Raw genomic sequence first — 21,772 nt, 5'->3', positions numbered from 1 at the left:
TATTACGCTTTATTTCTAAAGTGTCAACTGGTAATTTAAATTATTTTAAACTTTCTTTCTAAAACCCAACTCAATCATTCTTAACCAAGTCATTGTTTTATCAGAAGTTTTAATCTTCATCACCGCCGATGGATGTGCATTATAGGGTAAATATTTTACCTTGCAAGACTTTTTTCAAAGGAAATATATCGGGTGTTTATTTTTTGTTCATTCTTACCTTTTCTACACACATTTTGAGCAAATTTGCTTTAATACATCGTTTCAATTAACTGTTACTATACACCCATCGGCGATATAACAGCTTTTGCTTACTCAGATTTAAGCGCTAGGATTCTTTATGTATCAACAAAAATATCTTTGGGTGTGCCTTGTTTCTTTAGGATTCATCACCTCAACACATGCGACAATGCCTTCTACTGAAGAAGTTGCTCAAGAAGAAACTACTGAAGTTATTGCGGCAGATTCATCTTCTGAAACTAAAAGTAGTCGTTTGAATGCGCTTAAAGAATTAAAAAATGTAAAAGCCAAAGATTTAAAAGTGAATGCAAATGCTGCACAACCCGATGAAGTCAAAGACCCACTGCAACCTTTGAACCGTCAGATTTATGCATTCAACGATATGTTAGATCGTAATATCGCGCGTCCACTTGCGGTTCAATATACAAAGAAAGTCCCTGGTGAAGTGCGCGGGTCATATCGTCAATTCCGAAAAAACTTGGGCGAACCTTGGAATGCGGTTAACCAATTGATTCAAGGCCGCCCTTTACGTGCCGCAAAAACTTTAGGTCGTTTTAGTTTAAATACGATTACTACTTTAGGCATGGCTGACCCTGCACGTCGTTTAGGTTTAGACACGGAAGAAGAAAAATTTGGTACAACCTTGGGCTACTACGGTGTCCCTTCAGGGCCTTATGTCATGCTACCAATTTACGGCCCAAGTACTTTCCGTGATGGTTTCGGCACACTTGTAGATGGTCAGGCACGTCCACAAAAATACATTTTAGATGGCAATGACCGTTTATATTGGTCGGAGCAAGTTATGCGCGGCCTAGATACGCGCTCGCAACTCCTAGATGTAGAACAAGTATTACAGGGCGATAAATATGCCGCGATTCGGGATATTTACTTGCAACGTAAAAACTTTGAAATTGCGGAAAAGAAAGGACTCGATGCAGATAGTATTTCTTTTGTAGATGATGAAAGCGAAGAACTTTTTGATGATCAAGAAGAAATAAACCCGCCTGAAGAAAGCAAAGAATAATTTGTAAAACATTTTACTCAAGGTGAGTTTTTACTTTCCTTGAGTATTCAGGCATTGTTATAGTAACGCTTTGTTTAGGTTCAGGGTCAACACAAAACTCTATGTATTTCATTCAACCCACACGTGATATTCCATATCTAGAACAGGTGCTCGACACACTTCCTAGTGTGCAAATGATTCACATAGATGACATCAGCTTGTATGACCCAACCATTATTGCAATTGCCGATGTGCAAGATTATTTAACCCATCAATGGGATTTACCTACGATTGTATTGGCCTTTGAAGATGAAGGCACGGCATTGGTACAAGCATGGGAACAAGGTGCTTTAGCAGGTTGGTTGTGGAGTCGTTTACCAGAAAATCCACCACAAGCCTTACGCAAAATAGACGCACAATATAAACGCAATCAAGACAGCCGTGACTTACCTTCTGCGGCGGAATTACAAAAAAAATTACTGCCCAATCCTATCGAACTGTGCAACTACCGTGTAGATACGTTATTTAAACCTTCGGCTTATTTGTCGGGCGATTGGTTTGATTACTGGAAAATCAGTGATAAAGAAATCATGTTCTATTTAGCCGATGTCTCTGGGCATGGTGTAACTAGTAGTTTACTAACGTCTTGGATGGCTGCATTTCATGGTCGCTCCAAAACACCACGCGAACTGATTAAGAAGCTGAATGGCATGTTGGTTCAAGAAAATATTGAAAAGCATATCACCATGATTAGTGGGATTTTAAATATTGAAACCCACGAACTGCGTTGGTCGAGTGCGGGGCATTATCCACCTGCCATTATTATCGAACCCAATCAAGCACCTAAAATTTTAAATACCAGTAGTTTTCCTTTGGGACTGACTGAAGATTTAGAAGTTGAGGAATTTGAGTGCGTATTAAATAAACAGGCGCGGTTTATTATCTGCTCCGATGGTGCGTTAGAACCTTATAGTGGTGGTTTGAATGAACAGTTTGAACAATTGGTCTTTCACTTGCAAAATCAATCATTCCAAGCCCCCGATCATGTAGCAGATGATATTGCGATCTTGAGTTTGTGTCGAACAAAATAACTAATAAATCAGCCAGTTAACTTCTCAACCCAAGATATACGACTGTAAGCCACTTGAGTCTATATAGTCGCTATGGGATAATTATCTAATCCTTCTCTGCAAATGGCATTTATATGTCAACAGGTCATGTTGAATATGCAAGTTTGAATGGAACGCATATCTTTAAGCTTTTTGGCGAAGTGCGTGCCCAATCTTGTATTAGTCTAGACAAACTACTCAGTAAAATTGAACAGCAATCTAATGTGGTGGGTGCAATTGTAGATTTAACCCAAACTACATTTATTGACAGTACAGTTTTAGGTGTATTGGCTAAGCTAGGCTTAAAACTGAAACAAATCCATAACATTCAAGCAGTTATGCTCTCTACTAATCCAGACATTACTACGCTCGCCAATAGCATGGGCTTAGGACAGGTGTTTGTGATTTTAAATTACTGTGGTGACCCAACTGTCTGCACGCGTGAGCTGGTAGAAGAACACGTCACGCATAGCAATATGCTCACTACGGTATTAGATGCCCATAAAACCCTCATGAAGCTGAATGAAAACAACCAAAATATGTTCGAACCTTTGGTGAAACAGCTACAAAAAGAACAAGATAATCTTGATCAGTGTGCTGAGAAAAATCAGCAGAACGCTTGATCTTCACTCAGGAATGCTTTGATGACTTTACTTTCTGTTGCTCAAATGAACTCGCAAAACGATATTGAAGAAAACTTCAAAATCATTGAAACATTGATTCAACAGAGTAAAGCGGATGGTGCTGAACTGATCGTTTTCCCCGAAAACCTTGTCTGCTTTGCAGCAGGCAAACAACGCGAAACCGCGGCACAGTTTGAAAGTATTCAACAGCGGTTGGAACAGCTTGCACATCAATATCAAATTTGGATTGTGGCGGGTACATTGCCCTGCCCATATCGCCCTGATGGTTCAACAATTGCAGATGGTCGTGTGCGTACGGTCAGTTTATGTATTAGCCCAGAAAAAACTGAAGCACGTTATGACAAAATTCATTTGTTTGATGTGCAAGTTGGTGACTCTGTTGGTGGTTATCAGGAATCTAAGTTTTTTGAACCCGGCTCTGAAGTCGTTGTAGCGAAAACACCGTTTGGCAACATTGGCTTAATGGTGTGTTATGACTTGCGCTTTCCTGAATTGGCCTTAACTTTACGTGCGCAAGGCGCCAATATTTTAACTGCGCCATCGGCTTTTACTTACACCACAGGTCAAATGCATTGGCAATTGCTCTTGCAGGCGCGTGGCATGGACAGTCAATGTCAGGTTTTAGGTGCAGCCCAACAAGGTTGGCATGGTGAAAAACGTCAGACTTGGGGACATTCAGGCGCTGCCAATTCACGCGGACAGTTATTGTCAATGGTGCAAGACGAAGGTACGCAACTGATTACAGTGCCCTTTGATTTAGATGAACAAAGCAAAATTCGAGAGTCGATGCCGTTAATGCAGCATCGTCGTTTATTGCAATTTTAAAATTGAATTTCAATAAAAAGGGTTGATCAACAATATAGTGATCAACTCTTTGTATTTCTTATCTTAACCTTACTTTTTAGCTATTCAGCCGCTTCATTGGTCACGCGCAGCACTTCTTCCAAAGTGGTTTTACCTGCCAATACCTTACGCAATCCATCTTCACGAATCGAACCTGATTGCTGTCGTGCATAATCTTCCAGTTCATATTCCGCGGCATTGCCATGAATCAAACGGCGCATTGCTTCATCCACAGGGACAATTTCATAAATTGCAGTCCGCCCAGTAAAACCTGTATGTGAGCAATGTTCACAGCCTTTCGGTTGCGGAAGTTTTAAATCGCTTGCATCGGTCACACTTTTAAAGAGTTCTTGTTCAAAGTCATCTGCAGCATGCCATGTGGCGCAGTGCGAACATAAGGTGCGCACTAAACGCTGTGCGATCACCCCAATTAATGAACTTGACAGCAAGAACGGCTCGATGCCCATATCTTTTAAACGGGTGACTGCACCAATGGCCGTATTGGTATGTAGGGTAGACAGTACCAAGTGACCAGTTAAGGAAGCCTGCACTGCAATTTCGGCGGTTTCTAAGTCACGAATCTCCCCCACCATCACCACATCTGGGTCTTGGCGCAGCATGGCTTTTAAAGCACGAGCGAAGGTCATATCCACTTTGGTATTGACCTGTGTTTGCCCAATCCCTTCAAGTTGATATTCAATCGGGTCTTCTGCAGTCAAAATATTTTTAGAACCGTCATTCAGGTCTGACAAAGCTGCATATAAGGTCGTAGTTTTACCCGAACCTGTCGGCCCTGTAACCAAAATAATCCCGTGTGGTCGATGTACCAGTTGCTTTAAGCGCTCATAATCATTTTGCATTAGCCCCAAGTGCGTCATGTTTAAACGACCTGCTTGCTTATCCAGCAAACGCATTACCACCCGCTCACCATGCGAAGATGGCAGCGTTGACACACGTACATCGACCTCACGACCTGCTAGTCTGAGCGAAATACGACCATCTTGAGGGATACGTTTTTCGGCAATATCCAGTTTTGCCATGACTTTAATACGTGACACCAATAAAGGCGCAAGTTCACGGCGCGGTTGCACGATTTCACGCAACTGACCATCGACCCGCAAACGGACTGACAGTTTTTTCTCAAAAGATTCGATATGAATATCCGATGCGCCAACCCGAATCGCTTCAGACAGTAAAGCATTGATTAAACGTACAATCGGTGCATCATCTTCCTGATCCATCAGGTCTTCTGCTTCAGGAACTGAATCTGCCAAACTAAGCAAGTCAGGGTGATCTTCCAATCCCGCAGCGACTTGCTGCGACTCGCCTGTATCACCTGCAAAACTGCTGCTTAATAATTGGTGAAATTCCTGATCGCTACAAAGTTGATGCTGTGCAGGATGCCCCAAAAAACGACGCGCCTCCTGAATGGCAAGCATCGGCGTATTTTCACGACGTACAATAAAGGCATGATCGCCCTCATAACGAATTAACACCCCATGGCGTTTGGCAAAGCTATACGGTATTTGTAATTGTTTCAGTACTTGCATCAGCGATTATAATAATGATGAAAAAATTTAATTTGAGTGTACTCTAAGCGTATGACAGCGTGAAGTCTGTTTTCGCTGATTTATCAAGAAAGGGATAGGCCATTGTCACAAAATCATGAGATTTCAGAAACTGATTCGGCTAAATTAAAATGGTGGGGTGACTATGAGTTTGAGCTCAATCGTCCTAAAACGTGGCAATTTGGCTCACTCTTAGTACGTTTGACCCGTGGTATGCAAGAATGGCGTTTGGAATATTATCGCCCGCAGGTTCAATACGATTATGAACAGCAATGGCATAACATTGATGATCCTGAATTTGCCTTTCCACAACCTGTGAAAATTGAACGCTATATGTTCAAATCTACACAAAGTAAATTACAGCTCATGCCTCGTTTGGCAGACCGTTCAGTGGTGATTAAACCTGTCGATCCAATTTATATTCCTGCGGGGCAACGCGGCACCTTGTATATCAGCACACCGTTGTGGATGTCTGCCTTTGTCGATGGTCAACGTGAACCCATTTTTGATTTGCCGATTATTCGCCCGAAAGATACTTGGTTTGGCCCCAATCATCGTACAGGTGAAATTTGCTATGCCACAGCAGTCGATGGCCGTACCGAATTACATCAATTAAAACCACGTGCATTTCGTGCCGTCACGCCGATTGAATTTCACAACACCAGCAATCAACAATTGCGTTTTGACCGAATGAATGTGCCTGTGCCTGCGCTGCCTTTATTTTTCAGCGAAAGTACAGGTCGTTTATGGACTTCACAAATTAAAGTGATGCATGAAGGTTTAGACCGCCCGCCACGAATTCGGATTGAAAATCGCACCCCGCCACATGCTGGTGAAGTGACCTATTTGCAACCGCCACGTGAAACGGCAGGTGCTTTATTTAATATGTTTGATTCATTTTTCTAAGAGGATGTTATGGCAGATTCCAATATTTCCAAAGAAATCACCAACAGCCTCAAAGGAATTTTTACCAGTATCAATACAGATCGTCTGACCGAAATTTTGGTCGCAATTGTATTGTCTTTGATTGGTTTCTTAATTGCACGTTTTGTTTCCAATACTTTTGTACGCACTATTGGCGCACGTTTTAATGCGCATCAACGCTTAGTTTGGCGACGCGGGATTTTTTACTTTATTTTCCTGCTGTTTGTGATGGCGAGCCTGAAAGAAGCAGGCTTCAAACTCAGCGTGTTTTTAGGTGCAGCGGGTATTTTAACCGTGGCTTTGGGTTTTGCCTCACAAACCTCGGCATCCAATTTAATTAGTGGTATGTTCCTGATTGGCGAAGGTTCTTTTGAAGTGGGCGACACCATTCAAATCACCCTGATTCGCGGACACACCATTGAAGGTGAAGTGATCTCAATTGACTTACTTTCAGTTAAATTACTGACCCAAGACAATATTTATGTGCGTTTACCCAATGAACAATTGATTCGTGCACCCGTGCATAACTTGTCCAAGTTTCCAATCCGACGTGTGCCCATTACCCTCGCGATTAATTTTCACGAAGATATTATTAAAGTGCGTGAAGTGTTGCTCAGTGTCGCCAATCAATATCCGCTCGTGCTGTCTGACCCTAAACCCGCGGTGACAGTTACAGCTTTCCGTGAATCTTCAATTGAATTGTTGTTTGCGGTGTGGTGTCAGCAAGAAAACTTTTTAAAGGTACGTGATGAAATGCAGGAACGTATCCGTAATGGTTTCCTAGACAACCAAATCGAAATTCCTGTACCCAAAATGGGTTTTGTTGATCATCCTTTATCGCGCCCTTTAAATAATGAAGAACTTGATCAATATGCCAATGCCCAAGCACTGAAACGAGAACCTGACTTAAAGTAATCGTTTCAGTCTTCGACACTTTGCCTCTAACTAAACTTGAGGATCTGCTCAAGCTTTGGAAGACGGCGAAGTGTTGTTTTTTACGAGATCTGTCTCAGGAATTGGGGCAATATATGCAATCAGTAGCATACCTAAACCTGCAGCAAAGAATGACAGCACGCGCATTAAAGTTCCAATATTAGATAAATCTAAAAGCACCAATTTTAAGGTCACAATCACCAAAATACTGCTGCCTAAAATCCACAAGGCACGTAATTGTTTCAGACTGGCAATCCACATGGCGATACAAGCCAAACTCACCCAAAGCAAGGTCAAACTGAGCTGCACAGTGGCATCTTGCCAAACAGCAATTTGGTTGATTGGCGTTCCCAAATACAGATGTAAGGCACGTAATAGCACATAACTACTTAGCCACAGTAAACTCAAGACCATAATTACCGCTGCCAAGCCTTGGTCTAAATGGGTTTTGCGTTGCAGATTCAACATCCACAAAATAGCCACCAACATGGCTATACTAACCAAATCAAATGGATTCAAAATAGGCAGTACATAGCCGTAAAATGCGTGTTCAGTCAACAGTTGTGAACATAGCATCCACATCAACATGAAGATTAAATTGCTACGCGCATACCAAAATTTGCGCCAATCTGAATCCGGTTGTTGCCACCAACACCACGCCGCAAAGAGCAATGGTAAAATCACCACGCTGCTATACGGATGCTGTGGTAACAGCGTTAAACTCGCCATCGCCAAAATGGGTAACAGTCCTAAACTCAGCCATTCTTTGTCGCTGCGGACAGTCCATAAAGGACGCAACCACAACACACTGAGCACGCCTGCAAACAAGGCAAATAGCAGACGTTCAGTACCCGAAACCCAATGCACCGCTCCATCATAGCTACGGCTGAATAATAAACCTGCTGCAGTGAGCGAAACTGGCGTTAGACCTAACCATTTGGGCAATAGCCATGACCATGTCGCTTGACGAGAAAGTAGTACTTCGTTGATAAGTAAATAAATGACCACCACCGCCAAAAGCGTCTGTACGGTTGCAAGTTCTCCATCAAAGTAATCTAAACCTAACCATAGCCATAAACTGGTTGCAGACAACATCATTAAACACAGTACGCTCGTGGTTGCTGTGCTCAGTTGTTGTCTGAAAGCTGCACGGCTGTTGGAAAACGCCACAACCGTGGCATAACTTAGGCTCAGTACCCAATAAATACTGCGCTCGAAATAAGGCAACTCTACTAAATAATACAGCCCAGATAAGCCCGCTACGGCAAACAAACCTAGTGCCAAATAACGGCTAATTTTAGAATATTGAATAAAGGCAAAAATAAACACAGCCACGCCTTGTAATGCCCAACCAATGACACTCCATTGTTCAGGCAGTAAAATAGGTGGAATCAACACACTAAAAATCAGCATCAAACTGAAATAACTTTGTGCAATAAATTGTGTCTGCCGATGCTGTTTGGTCAGCCAATACAAACCTGCAAAAACCACCGCAAATAACAAACTAAAGGCTGCCTGCTCTGCTGTTTCTTCAAAATACATCAGATATAAACAGGCATAACCGACAATGGGTGCGCCAAAAATCAAGGCAAGGTCTAAAATAGGTTTCAGCTGAAACGTGGCGACATCTTCCTGTGCCAAAAGCTGACTAAAGCGAAAACCCAACCAAATAAAAATAGCCGCATGCGCCAAAACTAAAAGCGTTAGCACCTGCCGTTCAAAGATATAACCATGATAAAAGGCATAGCTGCCACCCACCACAACCGTCATTAAAAACGCAATTTGATTTAAATATTTCCACGGACGTAAACTACTTAAAATGGCAACCGAAATATTAATCAGCAAATAATAGGCAATAAATTCAATGGCTGTTGCATTACGAACAGGTAAAGTAAACGGTGCGAAATACGCAATCAGCATTGCCATGAGGGCAAGTTCGACTGATTGTTGTTTTAAACTCAGCCAGAGCGTGAGCAACATCACCACAATAAAACACAGACTGGCGATAGCTAAATTTGGAATGACCAAATTGTAATAGGCAAAAAATAAGGTCAGACACAGCCCAGCCAACCCCAAACCTTGCACACCCAAAGCAAAGCTGCGATTTTTGTTGCGTAACAGATAACCGAATACTGTCACTGCTGCACTCACGCCAGCAACGAACAAAAGTTTCACTGCCAAACTAAATTGCCAATGTTCAGTAGCAAAACGTAGCAGTAACACCACGCCTATGAGTAACACTACAATTGCTGCTTTTAATACAGGATTACCATGTATCAGCCATGATTGAGCTTGTTGCAATAAACTGTTACTTGATGAGCGCGACTGAGTTGCAAAAGGTGCAACAGACCTTGAGGATTTGGCTAAATCTGGAGCTGAATATTCTTGATGTAGATACTCTTGGTCTTGATATGGATAGGAAACTTGAGCTGCTTGTTCCCGAACAGAATTCGGCTCGCTCGATAATGTGGAATCAGATTGAATAGCGATGGTTTCAGGTTGAGAAGCGGTTGATATAACACCATCATCCACATTTGCCTTAACTGATGAAAGACTTGCATCAACTTCAGATGTATTGGCTAAAATATGCTCTGCGAATTGCGTTTGAACCTTTTTCTCTTGAGCATTGGTCTTTTGAGGATAGCTCTTTTGAGCATGCGCCTGAAGCTTAGCGGCACTTTGTAATTGCTGTAATTGATACAGTCCTTGCTCCAAACGCTGCAACCATCGCAACAACATAAAAATCCATGCACTTAAAGCAATAGATGTCAGTAAATACCAATCCAGCAATATTCCTAAAAAAGCAATAAAAGCGGCGATATATAAAGGAGTTTTAGAGCTTTGGCGTTGTACTTGTGACTGTGCATCCACAACCTGTTCCAGTGAGTTCTGCACTCGTCCCACAAAAAACATCACGCTGACCACCGCAGCAACTGCACAGATATAACTCAGCATCGGCACACCGAGCCACCATGCGCCAATTGAAATTATGATTAATAGCATGAACCAAATGATTCGAATTTCATTCTGCCCTGTCTGCATTGCTCTTCATTTTATTGATATTGTCATGGCTCCGATCATACAACAGACAGCACGATTCTGAATCAGGATTCATCAGCAATTCGGTAACTGTGCGTCTGCAACACTTGCCTTAAAAATCAGTTTCTGCGACAACTGCAAAAATCACGTACAATAAACTGCTTATTTGCAGAAGGAATCAATCCATGCCACCATTTGTCTTGGTCGATGGCTCATATTTTCTATTTCGTGCCTTTCACGCACTACCACCATTAACCACGTCAACTGGTTTACATACCAATGCTATTCGTGGCGCGATCTCTGCGATTCAAAAGTTGATGCGTCGTACTCAGCCTACTCACATGGCGGTAATTTTTGATACGCCTGAGCCGACTTTCCGTCACGAACTATCGCCAATTTATAAAGGTGACCGCCCAAGTATGCCTGAGGAACTTTCTCAGCAAATTCCATACTTACATGCTTTAATTCGTGCTTTGGGTATTCCACTTTACATGCTACCAGGCGCAGAAGCCGATGATATTATTGGAACTTTAGCCAAACGTGCCGAAGCCGAAGGACAGCAAGTACTGATTTCTACGGGCGATAAAGACATGGCGCAGTTGGTGACTGAAAAAGTTACCCTTGAAGACAGCTTCAAAGAAAAGCCAATGGATATTCAGGCTGTATTTGACAAGTTTGGCGTATGGCCGCATCAAATTATTGATTATCTGACCCTCATGGGTGATGCTTCCGATGGTATTATGGGCGTGCCCGGCATTGGCGCCAAAACTGCTGCAAAACTACTGACCGAATATGGCTCGATTGGTGCGATTTTAGAAAATGTCGATCATATTAAAGGCAAAGTCGGACAAAATATTAAAGACAATGCCGATGGCATCGCGCTAGATCATCAACTCGCCAGCATTGTTTGTGACCTTGATCTGAACTTTGGTTATGCCGATCTAAAACTACAAGACCCTAATGTTGAAGCCTTACGCAATTTATATACCGAGCTAGAATTCCGTAATCAATTACAATCGCTCGATCATCCAAATAATCCAAATAACAGCAATTATAAACAAGCTGCAAAAACAGTCGCCGCACCGACAGCCAATGAAATTGAAACTGAAGATCAAGCCACGCAAAGCAGTGTTGATGATCAACTCGGTGCAGCAACATACCACACCATTTTAGATCAGGCGCATTGGGATGCTTTGCTGCAACGCTTGCAAACTGCACAGCGTTTTGCCTTTGATACAGAAACCACCAGTCTGGATTATCGCGTTGCAGAAATTGTTGGTTTTTCTATCGCGTTCGATGCCAAAGATGCCTATTACGTACCTTTGGCGCATGATTATGAGGGCGCACCACAGCAGCTCAACCGTGATCAGGTTTTGGCACAAATCAAACCTATTTTAGAAAATAATGCGGTGGATAAAATTGGGCATCATTTAAAATATGATGCGCATGTGCTTGAAAATCACGGTATTCATTTACAAGGTTGGTATTTCGATACCATGTTGGCATCTTATGTGCTTAACTCTGTCGCAACCCGTCACGGCATGGATGATGTGGCACGCTTATATTTAAGCCACCTGACCACATCTTATGAGCAAATTGCAGGCAAAGGCGTCAAGCAAAAAACTTTCAATCAAATTGAAATTGAAACGGCTGCGCACTACGCTGCAGAAGATGCGCATGTTACGTATCGTTTATATGAAGTGCTGTCTGCGAAGCTACAAAAGCATCCTGAATTGGTCAATATTTTGCACAACATCGAAATGCCTGTGGCGCGTGTGCTGACCAGTATGGAAGAAAATGGCATTCAGCTTGATCTGAAATTTTTAGATCAATTGGGTGTCGATTTTTCCCAAACCATGCAAGATTTGGAAAACCAAATTGTAGAATTGGCAGGTGAAAACTTTAATGTCAGCTCACCGAAACAAGTGGGCGAAATCCTGTTTGATAAACTCGGACTCAAAGGCGGCAAGAAAACCGCAACAGGTCAATACAGTACCAGTGAAAGTGTTTTGGAAAAAATTGAGCATCCGATCAGTAGTTTAATTTTAGACTACCGTGGTTTATCTAAACTCAAAAGCACCTATACCGATGGCTTACTGAAGCAAGCCAACAACGATACGCATCGAGTGCATACCAGTTATCACCAAGCTTTGACTGCAACAGGGCGTTTATCTTCTACTGATCCAAACTTACAAAACATTCCAATTCGTACTGAAATTGGTCGTCAAATTCGTAAAGCCTTTGTCGCACCTGAAGGTCGCGTGTTGTTGGCAGCCGACTACTCGCAAATCGAATTGCGTTTAATGGCACATTTTTCACAAGATGATGCCCTACTCGATGCCTTTAACCATGGACAAGACGTGCACCGCCGTACTGCGGCAGAAGTCTTGGGTATTGCCTTAGAAGACGTAACCTCAGATCAGCGTCGTCAGGCCAAAACTGTAAACTTCGGTCTGCTCTACGGCATGTCGGAATTTGGCTTAATTCGTCAGCTTGGGTTTACCCGTGAAGAATCACAAAACTACATCAAGCAATACTTCCAGCGTTATCCGGGCATTTATGAATATATGCAACGTACCCGCCAAGTCGCGCTAGAACAAGGTTTTGTAGAAACTATTTTAGGTCGTCGCCTCTATACGCCAGATATTGCTGCACGTAATATGATGGTACGTAAAGCGGCAGAACGTGCGGCAATTAACGCGCCATTACAAGGCTCTGCAGCTGATATTATTAAAATGGCGATGATTGAAGTCGACAAAATGTTACCGCAAGCGCAAGCCAAAATGTTGCTGCAAGTACACGATGAATTGGTATTTGAAGTCGATGCAGATGCGGCAGATGAACTCGCGCCGAAGTTGGCAGAAGTCATGCAATCTGTGGTGGAAATTTCTGTACCATTGGTGGTGGAAGTCGGAAAAGGCAATAACTGGGATGAAGCGCACTAAAGTCGTTGCGCTCTCTTTTTCCAGCACCTTCCTTCGCCTAGAAGGAGGTCAGGATGCAGGTTATTTGTATTTCTGAAGACTCATTAAGGTCGTCAGCCCAAACTTAAACTACAAAAAAAGGACTCAAATCGAGTCCTTTTTAATGTTTTAGGATAATGCGACTTATAAGCCAGTCAGCAATACAATCGCTACCTGATTCATAATAATTTCAGCGATATATAAAGCCAAAAATGCAATAATTGGCGACAAATCAATCATGCCCATGTTCGGCAATAAACGACGAAATGGTGCTAATAACGGCTCTGCCAACTCTTGAATCACCTCAATATAAGGGCCACGAGATTGAGTAAACATCACCACCCAACTCAAAATAATGGTGGCAAAAATCAAATAACGACAGAAACGGATTAAATCCTGAATCATGGTCACAAAAGTCAGAATCAGTAAGTGAATTGGACTATTCGGCATCGCACCATTGAGATACATAACACCAAAAATTTTGAGTAGATACAACACCACCAACAAAGCCAAGGCTGCAGAGTTAACTCGACCTTTGCCAACCGTTGGAAAAATACGTCCAAATACATCTACAATTTTGGTGGCTTTAATGGTTGAAAGCACCACAGGGTTATAAGGACTCACCGCTGCCAATTGCATTAAGAAACGGAAGAATACGAGCAAAATCGCTACGTTAATGATAATGCCAAAAATTAGCGCAGAATTTGCACCCATACTTAAACTTTCCTAAAATTTAAATTCATTGTTTTTCAATAATTAAATACTATCACTCAACTCTTGCGCTAATTCTTGACTACGCGTTTTAGCAGCAGCCAATGCCGCCTGAATATTTTGTGAAATTTGCGCATGATCAAACACTTCAATTGCCGCTTGGGTCGTGCCATTTGGTGAAGTTACATTTTTGCGTAATTCTGCAGGTGTATTCGAGCTGGTAATTGCCATTTGTGCTGCACCCAAAGCAGTTTGTAACGTCAGTGCTGTCGCCACTTTTTCATCTAAACCTAAGTTCTTGCCTGCACGAATCATACTTTCCATCAAATAGAAGAAATATGCTGGCCCTGAACCAGATACTGCAGTCACAGCATCAATTTGCGCCTCAGAGTTTACCCAAATAGTTAAACCTGTCGCTGCCAAAACCTGACTTGCCAATTCACGGTCAGTGCTATTGACCTGTTCGGTTGCATACAAACCATGTGCACCTGTTTGCACCAAAGCAGGCGTATTTGGCATTACCCGCACTACACGTTCTGTACGTAATAACTCAGAAATCGTGGCAATTTCTGCGCCCGCAACAATCGAAATCACCAGTTTATCTTCAAACTGACCGTGCAATGGACGCAATACTTGTGCCAAAACCTGTGGTTTGACTGCAAATACCACAATATCTGCATCTGCAATCGCGGCCAAATTATCCTCAGTGACATGCACATCTTTTTCTTTTAATAATTCACGCACTTGTTCTACAGGGTCTGAAACTGTAATACGGGTTGGCGGCAAACCTCTGGCAATCAAACCACCAATCAAGGCTTGCGCCATGTTGCCACCGCCAATGAAACTAATATTACAATTCAATACTGCACTCATGATTCACGCTCTTCGTTGAGTTCTTTGTCGTTAAGAGACTAAATTCGGTTGCCATCCATCTGCGACACAATAGTCCGACTGTGCAAGCCAAAAGCCTTTGGGGCTAAAAACGCCTAGCATAACATTATCTAGGCTTAATATTTGAATTGTATGACGCGTCCACGGAAAAATTTGTGCTTCCTGAATGGCTTTTTTCAGTGGCCATGTGCCCACCCGACCATACAAATGAATTTTTTCACCACCCAAACGTGGCCGTAAAGTTAACGGACGATTCAGCAAAGTTGCAGATAAACCGACTTTGGCTTGTTGCAGTTGATAACAGCCAGACCACACTTGAAAAGTCTGATCTGCCTGCAAACATAACACTTGTTCTTCTGCCTCAAAATGTTCTGCAGCTAAATACTCCGCTTTCGGCAAACGAAATAATTGTTGCTGATAACGCAGATAATAATAATCCTGACAATGTAATGCCGCTTGTGCATCGGCTTTGGCTTGAATCACCTCACGTTGCAAGCGTTCGACCATATCAAAACTTGGGCGATATTGTGCCTGTCCTTTCATCCATGCCGATAATAGCTGACGTTGCCGTGACAAAGACAATTGTTGTAACTGAATTAAATTCAACTGCGAGTCTGTGCCACATGCAGCTAAATCCTGCGCCAAAACTTCTGCCAAAATGTTTTCAGTATCTTGCATCAAGTTTGCAGTACGCGTCACAGCTTGCTGCATTTTAGGAAAACGCTGTTGCACGACAGGCCACAATATTTCTCTTGCCCAAGCTCGGTCATAATGCACATCCTGATTGCTTGGGTCTTGCACATAATCGAGCTTTAATTCAGCACTCCATTGGCAAATCTGCTCACGCGAAATATCCAATAACGGACGCCAAATACTGATGTCATCACGCACATCGACAGCTTGCATGGCAGCAAGTCCTTGCACACCTGCGCCTGAAAACAAACGCAGCAATACGGTTTCTGCCTGATCTTGCTGATGATGCGCCAATACTAGAACTTCGTTGCTATCTAAGTGCTGCATATAGGCCTGATAACGCGCCTGACGTGCCTGATTTTCTAAATTACCCTCAGACACACTGACTTTTTGCAGCACACACGGCACATTTAAATTTTGGCAGGTGGCTTGCACCAATGTGCCCCACGCTGCGCTTGGACTTTGCAATTGGTGATCAATATAAATCGCGCGTACTTTTTCAGGGCACAAAAACGACAAAAGATGCAGTAGCAGCATGGAATCCATGCCGCCACTACATCCGATTAAAAATTTTGTCTGTGCAGAAAAAGCCTGTAATTGGCTTAAGACGCTAGACCTAAATTGTCGCTGCCAAACTTCATTAAACGCTGGTAACGTTCTTCGCATCGTTGTGTTGCATCCATCGCTTGCAATTCATCCAAAGCTTCTTTTAACACATTTTTCAGACTGTGCATGACTTGTTCAGGGTTTAAATGCGCACCCTCACCTTCATCAACCACGTATTCTACAATACCAATCTTTTGCAGTTTTTCTGCAGTCAATGCCAATGCTTCACTGGCTTGTTCGGCTTTTTCTGCAGTTTTCCACAGAATAGACGCACAACCTTCTGGTGAAATAACAGAGTAAATACTGTGTGACAACATTACCACACGGTCAGCCACGCCAATACCCAACGCACCGCCTGAACCACCTTCGCCCAATACTGTAGCAATTACAGGTACTTTTAAGTTCGACAATTGCGCTAAGCTGGTCGCAATCGCTTCTGCCTGACCACGTTCCTCTGCACCTACACCTGGGTATGCACCCATGGTATCAACAAAAGTGAAAACTGGCAGATTAAAACGCTCTGCCATATCCATAAGACGCTGTGCCTTACGGTAGCCTTCTGGATTACACATCCCGAAGTTGTGTTGTAATTTTTCGCGGGTACTGCGACCACGATGTTGACCTATCACCATGACAGGCTGACCATCAAAGCGTGCCAATCCACCGATCATTGCACCATCATCACCAAATAAACGATCGCCATGTAAGGCATCAAATTCAGTGAAAATTTCACCCACATAGTCTAGAAATTGCGGACGTTCAGGATGACGTGCAATTTGCACGGTTTTCCATGCTTTAGATTGAGCAGCTTTTTTCATAAGTCGACTGTTATCCCTAAATTAACCAAATCTTAATCGACAAATTGTTCCGACTGAATATTCAATTCAATGTCCCAATTCTTGAATTGCACTTGTTCATCGTGCAATTCAGCGACAAGCAATGGCCATTGTTTGGCATCACCCGACACGCTGAGCTGCCATTGTTGCGCATTGCGGATGCTTAATTCAATGGCAGGAAGCATCGCATCGCTACGACTTGCGTTGACCAAAACTGCAAGGCGAAGCAACAAATTTAAGTAAACAATTTTATTGCCACCCGCTTTCAGTGCTTCTGTTTTCGCGTCTTGGCGCAACTTTCGACGATGGTTGCCGACCAAATGCGAGAGATAGTTTTGGTCAATTTGTGAGAAACCGGGAATGTCCGAATGTTGCAATAAATATGCACCGTGACGATGATAACTGCTGTGACTGATGGCTAAACCAATTTCATGTAGGTACGCAGCACGACGCAATAAGTCACTATCTTCGTTATTTAATTTTAATGATTCTGCCACGCTGTCAAATAAATGTTGCGCAGTTTTCACCACACGTCCAGCCTGTTTCGGGTCTGAGTTATAACGCCCCATCAAGGCCTGTACACTGCGATCACGAATGTCTTCATGCTGGAAACGTCCCAACAAGTCATACATTACGCCTTCACGCAAAGCCCCATCGGAATACACCAGTTTATCGATATCTAATACATCAAATACCGCATATAAAATTGCCAAACCTGCTGGCAAAACTGCTCGACGGTCTTCTTTTAGACCATCAAATTCCATTTCTGATACGTGTTTAAACTTGAGCAAACGGTCTTTGAGTTTTTCTAAACCTTCACGAGTCAGATTTTCCTGCTCATTGCTCCAGCCCATATTTACCGTAATTTGACGACAGGCTTTAATGGTACCGCTCGAACCTGCAACGGTATCCCAACCTGCTTCTTTATAAGTATTGGCAATCGAATACAGTTCTTTACGCGCTGCAACCACTGCTTTTTCAAAACTGCTCTTGCTAATTTCACCATCGGCAAAATAGGTTTTGGTATAGGCCACACAGCCCATTTGTAAAGATTCGGTATGAATTGGCTCAAATTCTTCGCCAATAATCAACTCTGTCGAACCACCGCCAATGTCAATTACCAAACGACGACCACTATTTGCCATCGTGTGCGATACGCCTAAATAAATTAAACGGGCTTCTTCACGCCCTGCAATAATTTCAATAGGTTTAGGCAAAATTTCTGCGGCTTTTTGAATAAACTCATGTCCATTTTTGGCCTGACGCAATGCGTTGGTTGCCACAATACGCAAACGGTTTGACTGCACCGCAGTTAAACGTCCCACAAAACGCGCCAAACATGCCAAACCACGTTGTTGAGCAGCTTCGGTCAAATTCTTATTTTCATCTAAACCTGCGGCCAACTGTACTTTTTCTGACATTGATGCCACTTTTTTTACTTCACCATGATCCACTCGTGCAATTGCCAAGTGGAAACTATTCGACCCCATATCGATGGCTGCGAGTAACTCTTCATCAATTAAAAAATCAGACATTCTTCAAACAAACCTAGACAGAATTGTGCCTAGAGTAATTCACATACACCTAATTTAAAAGCCATTTATCAGCACAATTTGACGACTATTTAAATTTTCTGCATATATGACAATTGTGTTACAGAATTCGCATTTTCGTTTAGCGTTATCGTCACGATCAATTAGACAAATTTGTATTTTGAGTGGAAAATCCACAGATTCCCCTACTTTGTTCAAGATGGCTATGTAATACTAACTAAAGCTATCTTAAAAATTATTTGGAGCGTAATCCATGTCTGGCAACATCGTAAACACCACTGATGCAAACTTCGAAGCAGATGTTCTTCAATCGGATACTCCTGTATTGGTTGACTTCTGGGCTGGCTGGTGTGCGCCATGTAAAGCAATTGCACCTGTACTTGAAGTACTTGCAGACGAATACCAAGGCAAAGTTAAAATTGTAAAAGTTGATGTAACTTCTTGCGAACAAACTGCAGTGAACTACAACATCCGCAATATTCCAGCATTATTGATGTTCAAAAATGGTGAAGTGGTTGCACAGCAAGTCGGTGCAGCACCTAAATCTAAATTGACTGCATTTATTGACGAAAATATCTAAGTCGATGGATCCATCGTCTATTTATAGAGATGATGAAAAAAATACGCCACGCATTGGCGTATTTTTTTTGCCTACAAATTGACAAGTAGACGTTTCTCTCTTATATTGCATGCTCAGGAAACGCAGGATCTTTCATCCTCTTTCTGAAAAGACACAACACAAAAATGCCGCTCGGCAACAGAAATTGTTTTTCACATTTTTCAATCAAACAATGAATCAGTGCTCTGAATCGTTATTGTGCAAATACAATTGCTTTCATTTTATTGTATGAATGCGGCTAAATGTTGCTCCCTCTCTAACCTGTACCCCAGAATTTTAATTCTATCAGAACCTCTATGAATTTAACCGAACTCAAGAAAAAACCGATTGGCGAACTCATCAAGATTGCCGAGTTTATGGGCCTTGAAGGAATGGCGCGTAACCGCAAGCAAGACATTATTTTTGCCATCTTAAAGCGCCATGCCATGAATGGTGAAGAGATTTTTGGTGATGGCGTTCTAGAAATTCTCTCTGATGGTTTTGGTTTCTTACGCTCAGCTGCAGGTTCATACCTTGCTGGCCCAGATGATATTTATGTCAGCCCTTCGCAAATTCGTCGCTTTAACCTGCGCACGGGTGACACCATTACAGGTACGATTCGTCCACCAAAAGAAGGCGAACGTTATTTTGCTTTGCTCAAAGTCAATCAAATTAACTATGACACCCCTGAAAATTCACGTAATAAAATCTTATTTGAAAACTTAACCCCGCTTTTCCCAACAGAACAGTTGGTGATGGAGTTAGGTAATGGAACAACTGAAGACTTAACTGCACGTGTGGTAGATTTGGTTGCGCCAATTGGTAAAGGTCAGCGTTCAATTATTGTGGCTCCGCCTAAAGCGGGTAAAACCATGTTGCTACAAAACATCGCTCAGTCGATTGTTCGTAACAACCCAGAAGTGTTCTTGATTGTACTTCTCATTGATGAACGCCCTGAAGAAGTGACTGAAATGGAACGCACCGTGCGCGGTGAAGTGATTGCATCAACATTTGATGAGTCACCTGCTCGTCACGTTCAAGTTGCAGAAATGGTCATTGAAAAAGCCAAGCGTTTAGTTGAACATAAAAAAGACGTGGTGATTTTGCTGGATTCGATTACCCGTTTGGCACGCGCCTACAACACTGTCGTACCTTCTTCAGGCAAGGTTTTAACAGGTGGTGTTGATGCGCACGCTTTAGAACGTCCAAAACGCTTCTTTGGTGCTGCACGTAATATTGAAGAAGGTGGTTCACTCACCATTATTTCGACTGCACTGATTGAAACTGGCAGTAAAATGGATGAAGTGATTTACGAAGAGTTTAAAGGTACAGGCAACCAAGAGATTACCTTAGACCGTCGTATTGCAGAAAAACGTGTTTTCCCTGCCATGAACATCAAAAAATCAGGTACACGTCGTGAAGAGCGCTTAATGAGTGAAGATAATTTGCGTAAAGTTTGGATTTTGCGTAAATTGTTACACACTCAAGATGAATTGGCAGCAATGGAATTCTTGCTTGATCGCATGAAAGAAACCAAAACTAATGACGACTTCTTTGATCAAATGAAACGTAAAGCAGCCAATTAAACGGCTATAAATATTAGAACACCTAAAAAAGTCATCTTAAAACGATGGCTTTTTTATTTGGTTGACAAAATTTACATAAAGACACAATTGCACGCGGTATATGTAAACTTATTTTTAAGTAAATGATTATAAAAAAATATTTAGTAAAAACCTTTTAGTTTTTAGCCAGTTACCGTGCAACTCTCCAATCTAAAATGCCAAATTAATTGTTATTTTCTGTTAAAAAAGCACGTATTTTTCGCGTTTTTTTGCCTTTTTTTCAATCAACCTAGTAGCAATTCAAAAAGCGCAGTGATAGCATATTCGCAGACCAGTTAGACTGCGCCTGCGTTGTTAGTGCCTAACAAAATTTAGGAATAATAAAAGCATACAACAGACTAACGTCGGTTTTTTTTAATCTCATATTTTAGAGAGTGATGCCATGTTATTCAAAAAAATCGCTATTGCTGCTGCAGTTGCTACTACTTTAGCTTTCGTTGGTTGTGCTAAAAAAACTGAAGAAGCTGCTGCTGACGCTAACGCTGCTGCATCTGAAGCTGTTGTAGCTGCATCTGAAGCTGAAGCTGCTGCTGACGCTGCTGCTGTAGAAGTTGCTTCTGGCGCTGAAGCTGCTGTAGATGCTGCTGACACTGCTGCTGCTGCTGCAACTGACGCTGCTGATGCTGCTGTAGACGCTGCTGCTGCTGCTTCTGAAGCTGCTGCTCAATAATCGATACGATTATGCAGTACAAAAAGAGAGCCGATGGCTCTCTTTTTTATTTCTGAATATTTTGTCTAAAATTTATTTTACTCAGCACAATATCTCCAAATCGCTCAATCCATCTTTTTCAAGTAGATGATTCAGCATATAAAAGCATTTAACCAAAACACTTAACCCCATTCGGCATTTATTTCGATATAACCTTTTGGTTTCTCATCTCCACGCTCAATTCTTAGGTAGCGTCTTGTTCAGCTCTACAGTGTTTTCATTCATATCCATAGTTTGATTCAAGTCTCCCAATTGCAAGATCAATCACTATGTCTTGCTAAATCACA

17 protein-coding genes are annotated in these 21,772 nt (G+C 42.2%); 10 read left to right on the top strand and 7 right to left on the bottom strand.

Annotation, left to right across the window (positions count from 1 at the left end; translation table 11 throughout):
- Positions 1-337 precede the first annotated feature (337 nt).
- The 4 genes from FTU58_RS08975 (at position 338) to FTU58_RS08960 (ending at position 3,818) form a co-directional block, all read left to right on the top strand.
- The gene (locus FTU58_RS08975; protein ID WP_096902423.1) at positions 338-1,261 is read left to right on the top strand and encodes a VacJ family lipoprotein; all 924 of its coding nucleotides are present in this window, start codon (positions 338-340) and stop codon (positions 1,259-1,261) included.
- 101 nt (positions 1,262-1,362) lie between these two features.
- The gene (gene gigA / locus FTU58_RS08970) at positions 1,363-2,331 is read left to right on the top strand and encodes an RsbU family protein phosphatase GigA (protein ID WP_154320391.1); all 969 of its coding nucleotides are present in this window, start codon (positions 1,363-1,365) and stop codon (positions 2,329-2,331) included.
- Between the two features lie 113 nt (positions 2,332-2,444).
- A complete protein-coding gene (gene gigB / locus FTU58_RS08965; protein WP_180062346.1) occupies positions 2,445-2,972 on the top strand; it encodes an anti-anti-sigma factor GigB in 528 nt (175 codons plus the stop codon).
- Between the two features lie 21 nt (positions 2,973-2,993).
- Positions 2,994-3,818 (top strand): carbon-nitrogen hydrolase family protein, encoded by an 825-nt coding sequence (locus FTU58_RS08960; protein ID WP_131260743.1) that lies wholly within the window; start codon positions 2,994-2,996, stop codon positions 3,816-3,818.
- 80 nt (positions 3,819-3,898) lie between these two features.
- On the opposite strand, the gene gspE is transcribed toward FTU58_RS08960, so the two are convergent.
- Positions 3,899-5,386, bottom strand: coding sequence for a type II secretion system ATPase GspE (gspE, locus tag FTU58_RS08955; RefSeq protein ID WP_004975184.1), 1,488 nt, complete (start codon positions 5,384-5,386; stop codon positions 3,899-3,901).
- 102 nt (positions 5,387-5,488) lie between these two features.
- Between gspE and FTU58_RS08950 the strand changes: the two genes are divergently transcribed.
- Together FTU58_RS08950 and FTU58_RS08945 are read left to right on the top strand one after the other, a co-directional pair.
- Entirely contained in the window at positions 5,489-6,310 is an 822-nt protein-coding gene (locus tag FTU58_RS08950) for a hypothetical protein (RefSeq protein WP_004975182.1), read from the top strand.
- A gap of 9 nt (positions 6,311-6,319) precedes the next feature.
- Entirely contained in the window at positions 6,320-7,243 is a 924-nt protein-coding gene (locus FTU58_RS08945; protein ID WP_096902425.1) for a mechanosensitive ion channel family protein, read from the top strand.
- Positions 7,244-7,291: 48 nt separating this feature from the next.
- On the opposite strand, the gene FTU58_RS08940 is transcribed toward FTU58_RS08945, so the two are convergent.
- Positions 7,292-10,303, bottom strand: coding sequence for a DUF2339 domain-containing protein (locus FTU58_RS08940; protein ID WP_180062345.1), 3,012 nt, complete (start codon positions 10,301-10,303; stop codon positions 7,292-7,294).
- Between the two features lie 182 nt (positions 10,304-10,485).
- Here FTU58_RS08940 and polA point away from each other — a divergent pair, with 182 nt between their 5' ends.
- The gene (gene polA / locus FTU58_RS08935) at positions 10,486-13,245 is read left to right on the top strand and encodes a DNA polymerase I (protein ID WP_180062344.1); all 2,760 of its coding nucleotides are present in this window, start codon (positions 10,486-10,488) and stop codon (positions 13,243-13,245) included.
- A 162-nt stretch (positions 13,246-13,407) separates the two neighbouring features.
- On the opposite strand, the gene FTU58_RS08930 is transcribed toward polA, so the two are convergent.
- Genes FTU58_RS08930 through ppx form a run of 5 tightly spaced genes read right to left on the bottom strand, consistent with a single transcriptional unit; the run spans position 13,408 to position 18,535 of the window.
- Positions 13,408-13,977, bottom strand: coding sequence for a YggT family protein (locus FTU58_RS08930; RefSeq protein WP_004975174.1), 570 nt, complete (start codon positions 13,975-13,977; stop codon positions 13,408-13,410).
- Between the two features lie 42 nt (positions 13,978-14,019).
- Positions 14,020-14,847 (bottom strand): pyrroline-5-carboxylate reductase, encoded by an 828-nt coding sequence (proC, locus tag FTU58_RS08925; RefSeq protein WP_096902428.1) that lies wholly within the window; start codon positions 14,845-14,847, stop codon positions 14,020-14,022.
- 30 nt (positions 14,848-14,877) lie between these two features.
- Complete coding sequence (gene tilS, locus FTU58_RS08920) at positions 14,878-16,224, bottom strand: tRNA lysidine(34) synthetase TilS (protein ID WP_104852453.1); 1,347 nt, start codon at positions 16,222-16,224, stop codon at positions 14,878-14,880.
- On the bottom strand, positions 16,161-16,982 hold the full coding sequence (locus tag FTU58_RS08915) for an acetyl-CoA carboxylase carboxyltransferase subunit alpha (RefSeq protein ID WP_004975170.1): 822 nt from the start codon (positions 16,980-16,982) through the stop codon (positions 16,161-16,163). The genes tilS and FTU58_RS08915 overlap by 64 nt, the downstream gene beginning before the upstream one ends.
- A 32-nt stretch (positions 16,983-17,014) precedes the next feature.
- Positions 17,015-18,535: an exopolyphosphatase gene (ppx, locus tag FTU58_RS08910; protein WP_180062343.1), complete on the bottom strand. Its 1,521-nt coding sequence runs from the start codon at positions 18,533-18,535 to the stop codon at positions 17,015-17,017.
- Between the two features lie 271 nt (positions 18,536-18,806).
- On the opposite strand from ppx, the gene trxA reads away from it, so the two are divergent.
- The 3 genes from trxA (at position 18,807) to FTU58_RS08895 (ending at position 21,446) form a co-directional block, all read left to right on the top strand.
- Positions 18,807-19,133 (top strand): thioredoxin, encoded by a 327-nt coding sequence (trxA, locus tag FTU58_RS08905; protein WP_004975164.1) that lies wholly within the window; start codon positions 18,807-18,809, stop codon positions 19,131-19,133.
- Positions 19,134-19,468: 335 nt separating this feature from the next.
- Entirely contained in the window at positions 19,469-20,737 is a 1,269-nt protein-coding gene (gene rho, locus FTU58_RS08900; RefSeq protein ID WP_004975162.1) for a transcription termination factor Rho, read from the top strand.
- A gap of 421 nt (positions 20,738-21,158) precedes the next feature.
- A complete protein-coding gene (locus FTU58_RS08895) occupies positions 21,159-21,446 on the top strand; it encodes a hypothetical protein (protein WP_004975160.1) in 288 nt (95 codons plus the stop codon).
- Positions 21,447-21,772: the final 326 nt, after the last annotated feature.

Origin of the sequence: Acinetobacter sp. YH12120 (assembly GCF_013418795.1) — a bacterium.
In the GTDB taxonomy this organism is placed as follows: domain Bacteria; phylum Pseudomonadota; class Gammaproteobacteria; order Pseudomonadales; family Moraxellaceae; genus Acinetobacter; species Acinetobacter towneri.
Note: the sequence above shows the minus strand (reverse complement) of the source record. Positions and strands in the feature narration are given on the sequence as shown.

What these genes read in the sequence shown, in the direction of transcription:
- FTU58_RS08975 (WP_096902423.1), top strand. Translation starts at nt 338, where the DNA reads ATGTATCAACAAAAATATCTTTGGGTGTGCCTTGTTTCTTTAGGATTC.
- gigA (WP_154320391.1), top strand. Translation starts at nt 1,363, where the DNA reads ATGTATTTCATTCAACCCACACGTGATATTCCATATCTAGAACAGGTG.
- gigB (WP_180062346.1), top strand. Translation starts at nt 2,445, where the DNA reads ATGTCAACAGGTCATGTTGAATATGCAAGTTTGAATGGAACGCATATC.
- FTU58_RS08960 (WP_131260743.1), top strand. Translation starts at nt 2,994, where the DNA reads ATGACTTTACTTTCTGTTGCTCAAATGAACTCGCAAAACGATATTGAA.
- gspE (WP_004975184.1), bottom strand. Translation starts at nt 5,386, where the DNA reads ATGCAAGTACTGAAACAATTACAAATACCGTATAGCTTTGCCAAACGC.
- FTU58_RS08945 (WP_096902425.1), top strand. Translation starts at nt 6,320, where the DNA reads ATGGCAGATTCCAATATTTCCAAAGAAATCACCAACAGCCTCAAAGGA.
- FTU58_RS08940 (WP_180062345.1), bottom strand. Translation starts at nt 10,303, where the DNA reads ATGCAGACAGGGCAGAATGAAATTCGAATCATTTGGTTCATGCTATTA.
- polA (WP_180062344.1), top strand. Translation starts at nt 10,486, where the DNA reads ATGCCACCATTTGTCTTGGTCGATGGCTCATATTTTCTATTTCGTGCC.
- FTU58_RS08930 (WP_004975174.1), bottom strand. Translation starts at nt 13,977, where the DNA reads ATGGGTGCAAATTCTGCGCTAATTTTTGGCATTATCATTAACGTAGCG.
- proC (WP_096902428.1), bottom strand. Translation starts at nt 14,847, where the DNA reads ATGAGTGCAGTATTGAATTGTAATATTAGTTTCATTGGCGGTGGCAAC.
- tilS (WP_104852453.1), bottom strand. Translation starts at nt 16,224, where the DNA reads ATGCGAAGAACGTTACCAGCGTTTAATGAAGTTTGGCAGCGACAATTT.
- FTU58_RS08915 (WP_004975170.1), bottom strand. Translation starts at nt 16,982, where the DNA reads ATGAAAAAAGCTGCTCAATCTAAAGCATGGAAAACCGTGCAAATTGCA.
- ppx (WP_180062343.1), bottom strand. Translation starts at nt 18,535, where the DNA reads ATGTCTGATTTTTTAATTGATGAAGAGTTACTCGCAGCCATCGATATG.
- trxA (WP_004975164.1), top strand. Translation starts at nt 18,807, where the DNA reads ATGTCTGGCAACATCGTAAACACCACTGATGCAAACTTCGAAGCAGAT.
- rho (WP_004975162.1), top strand. Translation starts at nt 19,469, where the DNA reads ATGAATTTAACCGAACTCAAGAAAAAACCGATTGGCGAACTCATCAAG.
- FTU58_RS08895 (WP_004975160.1), top strand. Translation starts at nt 21,159, where the DNA reads ATGTTATTCAAAAAAATCGCTATTGCTGCTGCAGTTGCTACTACTTTA.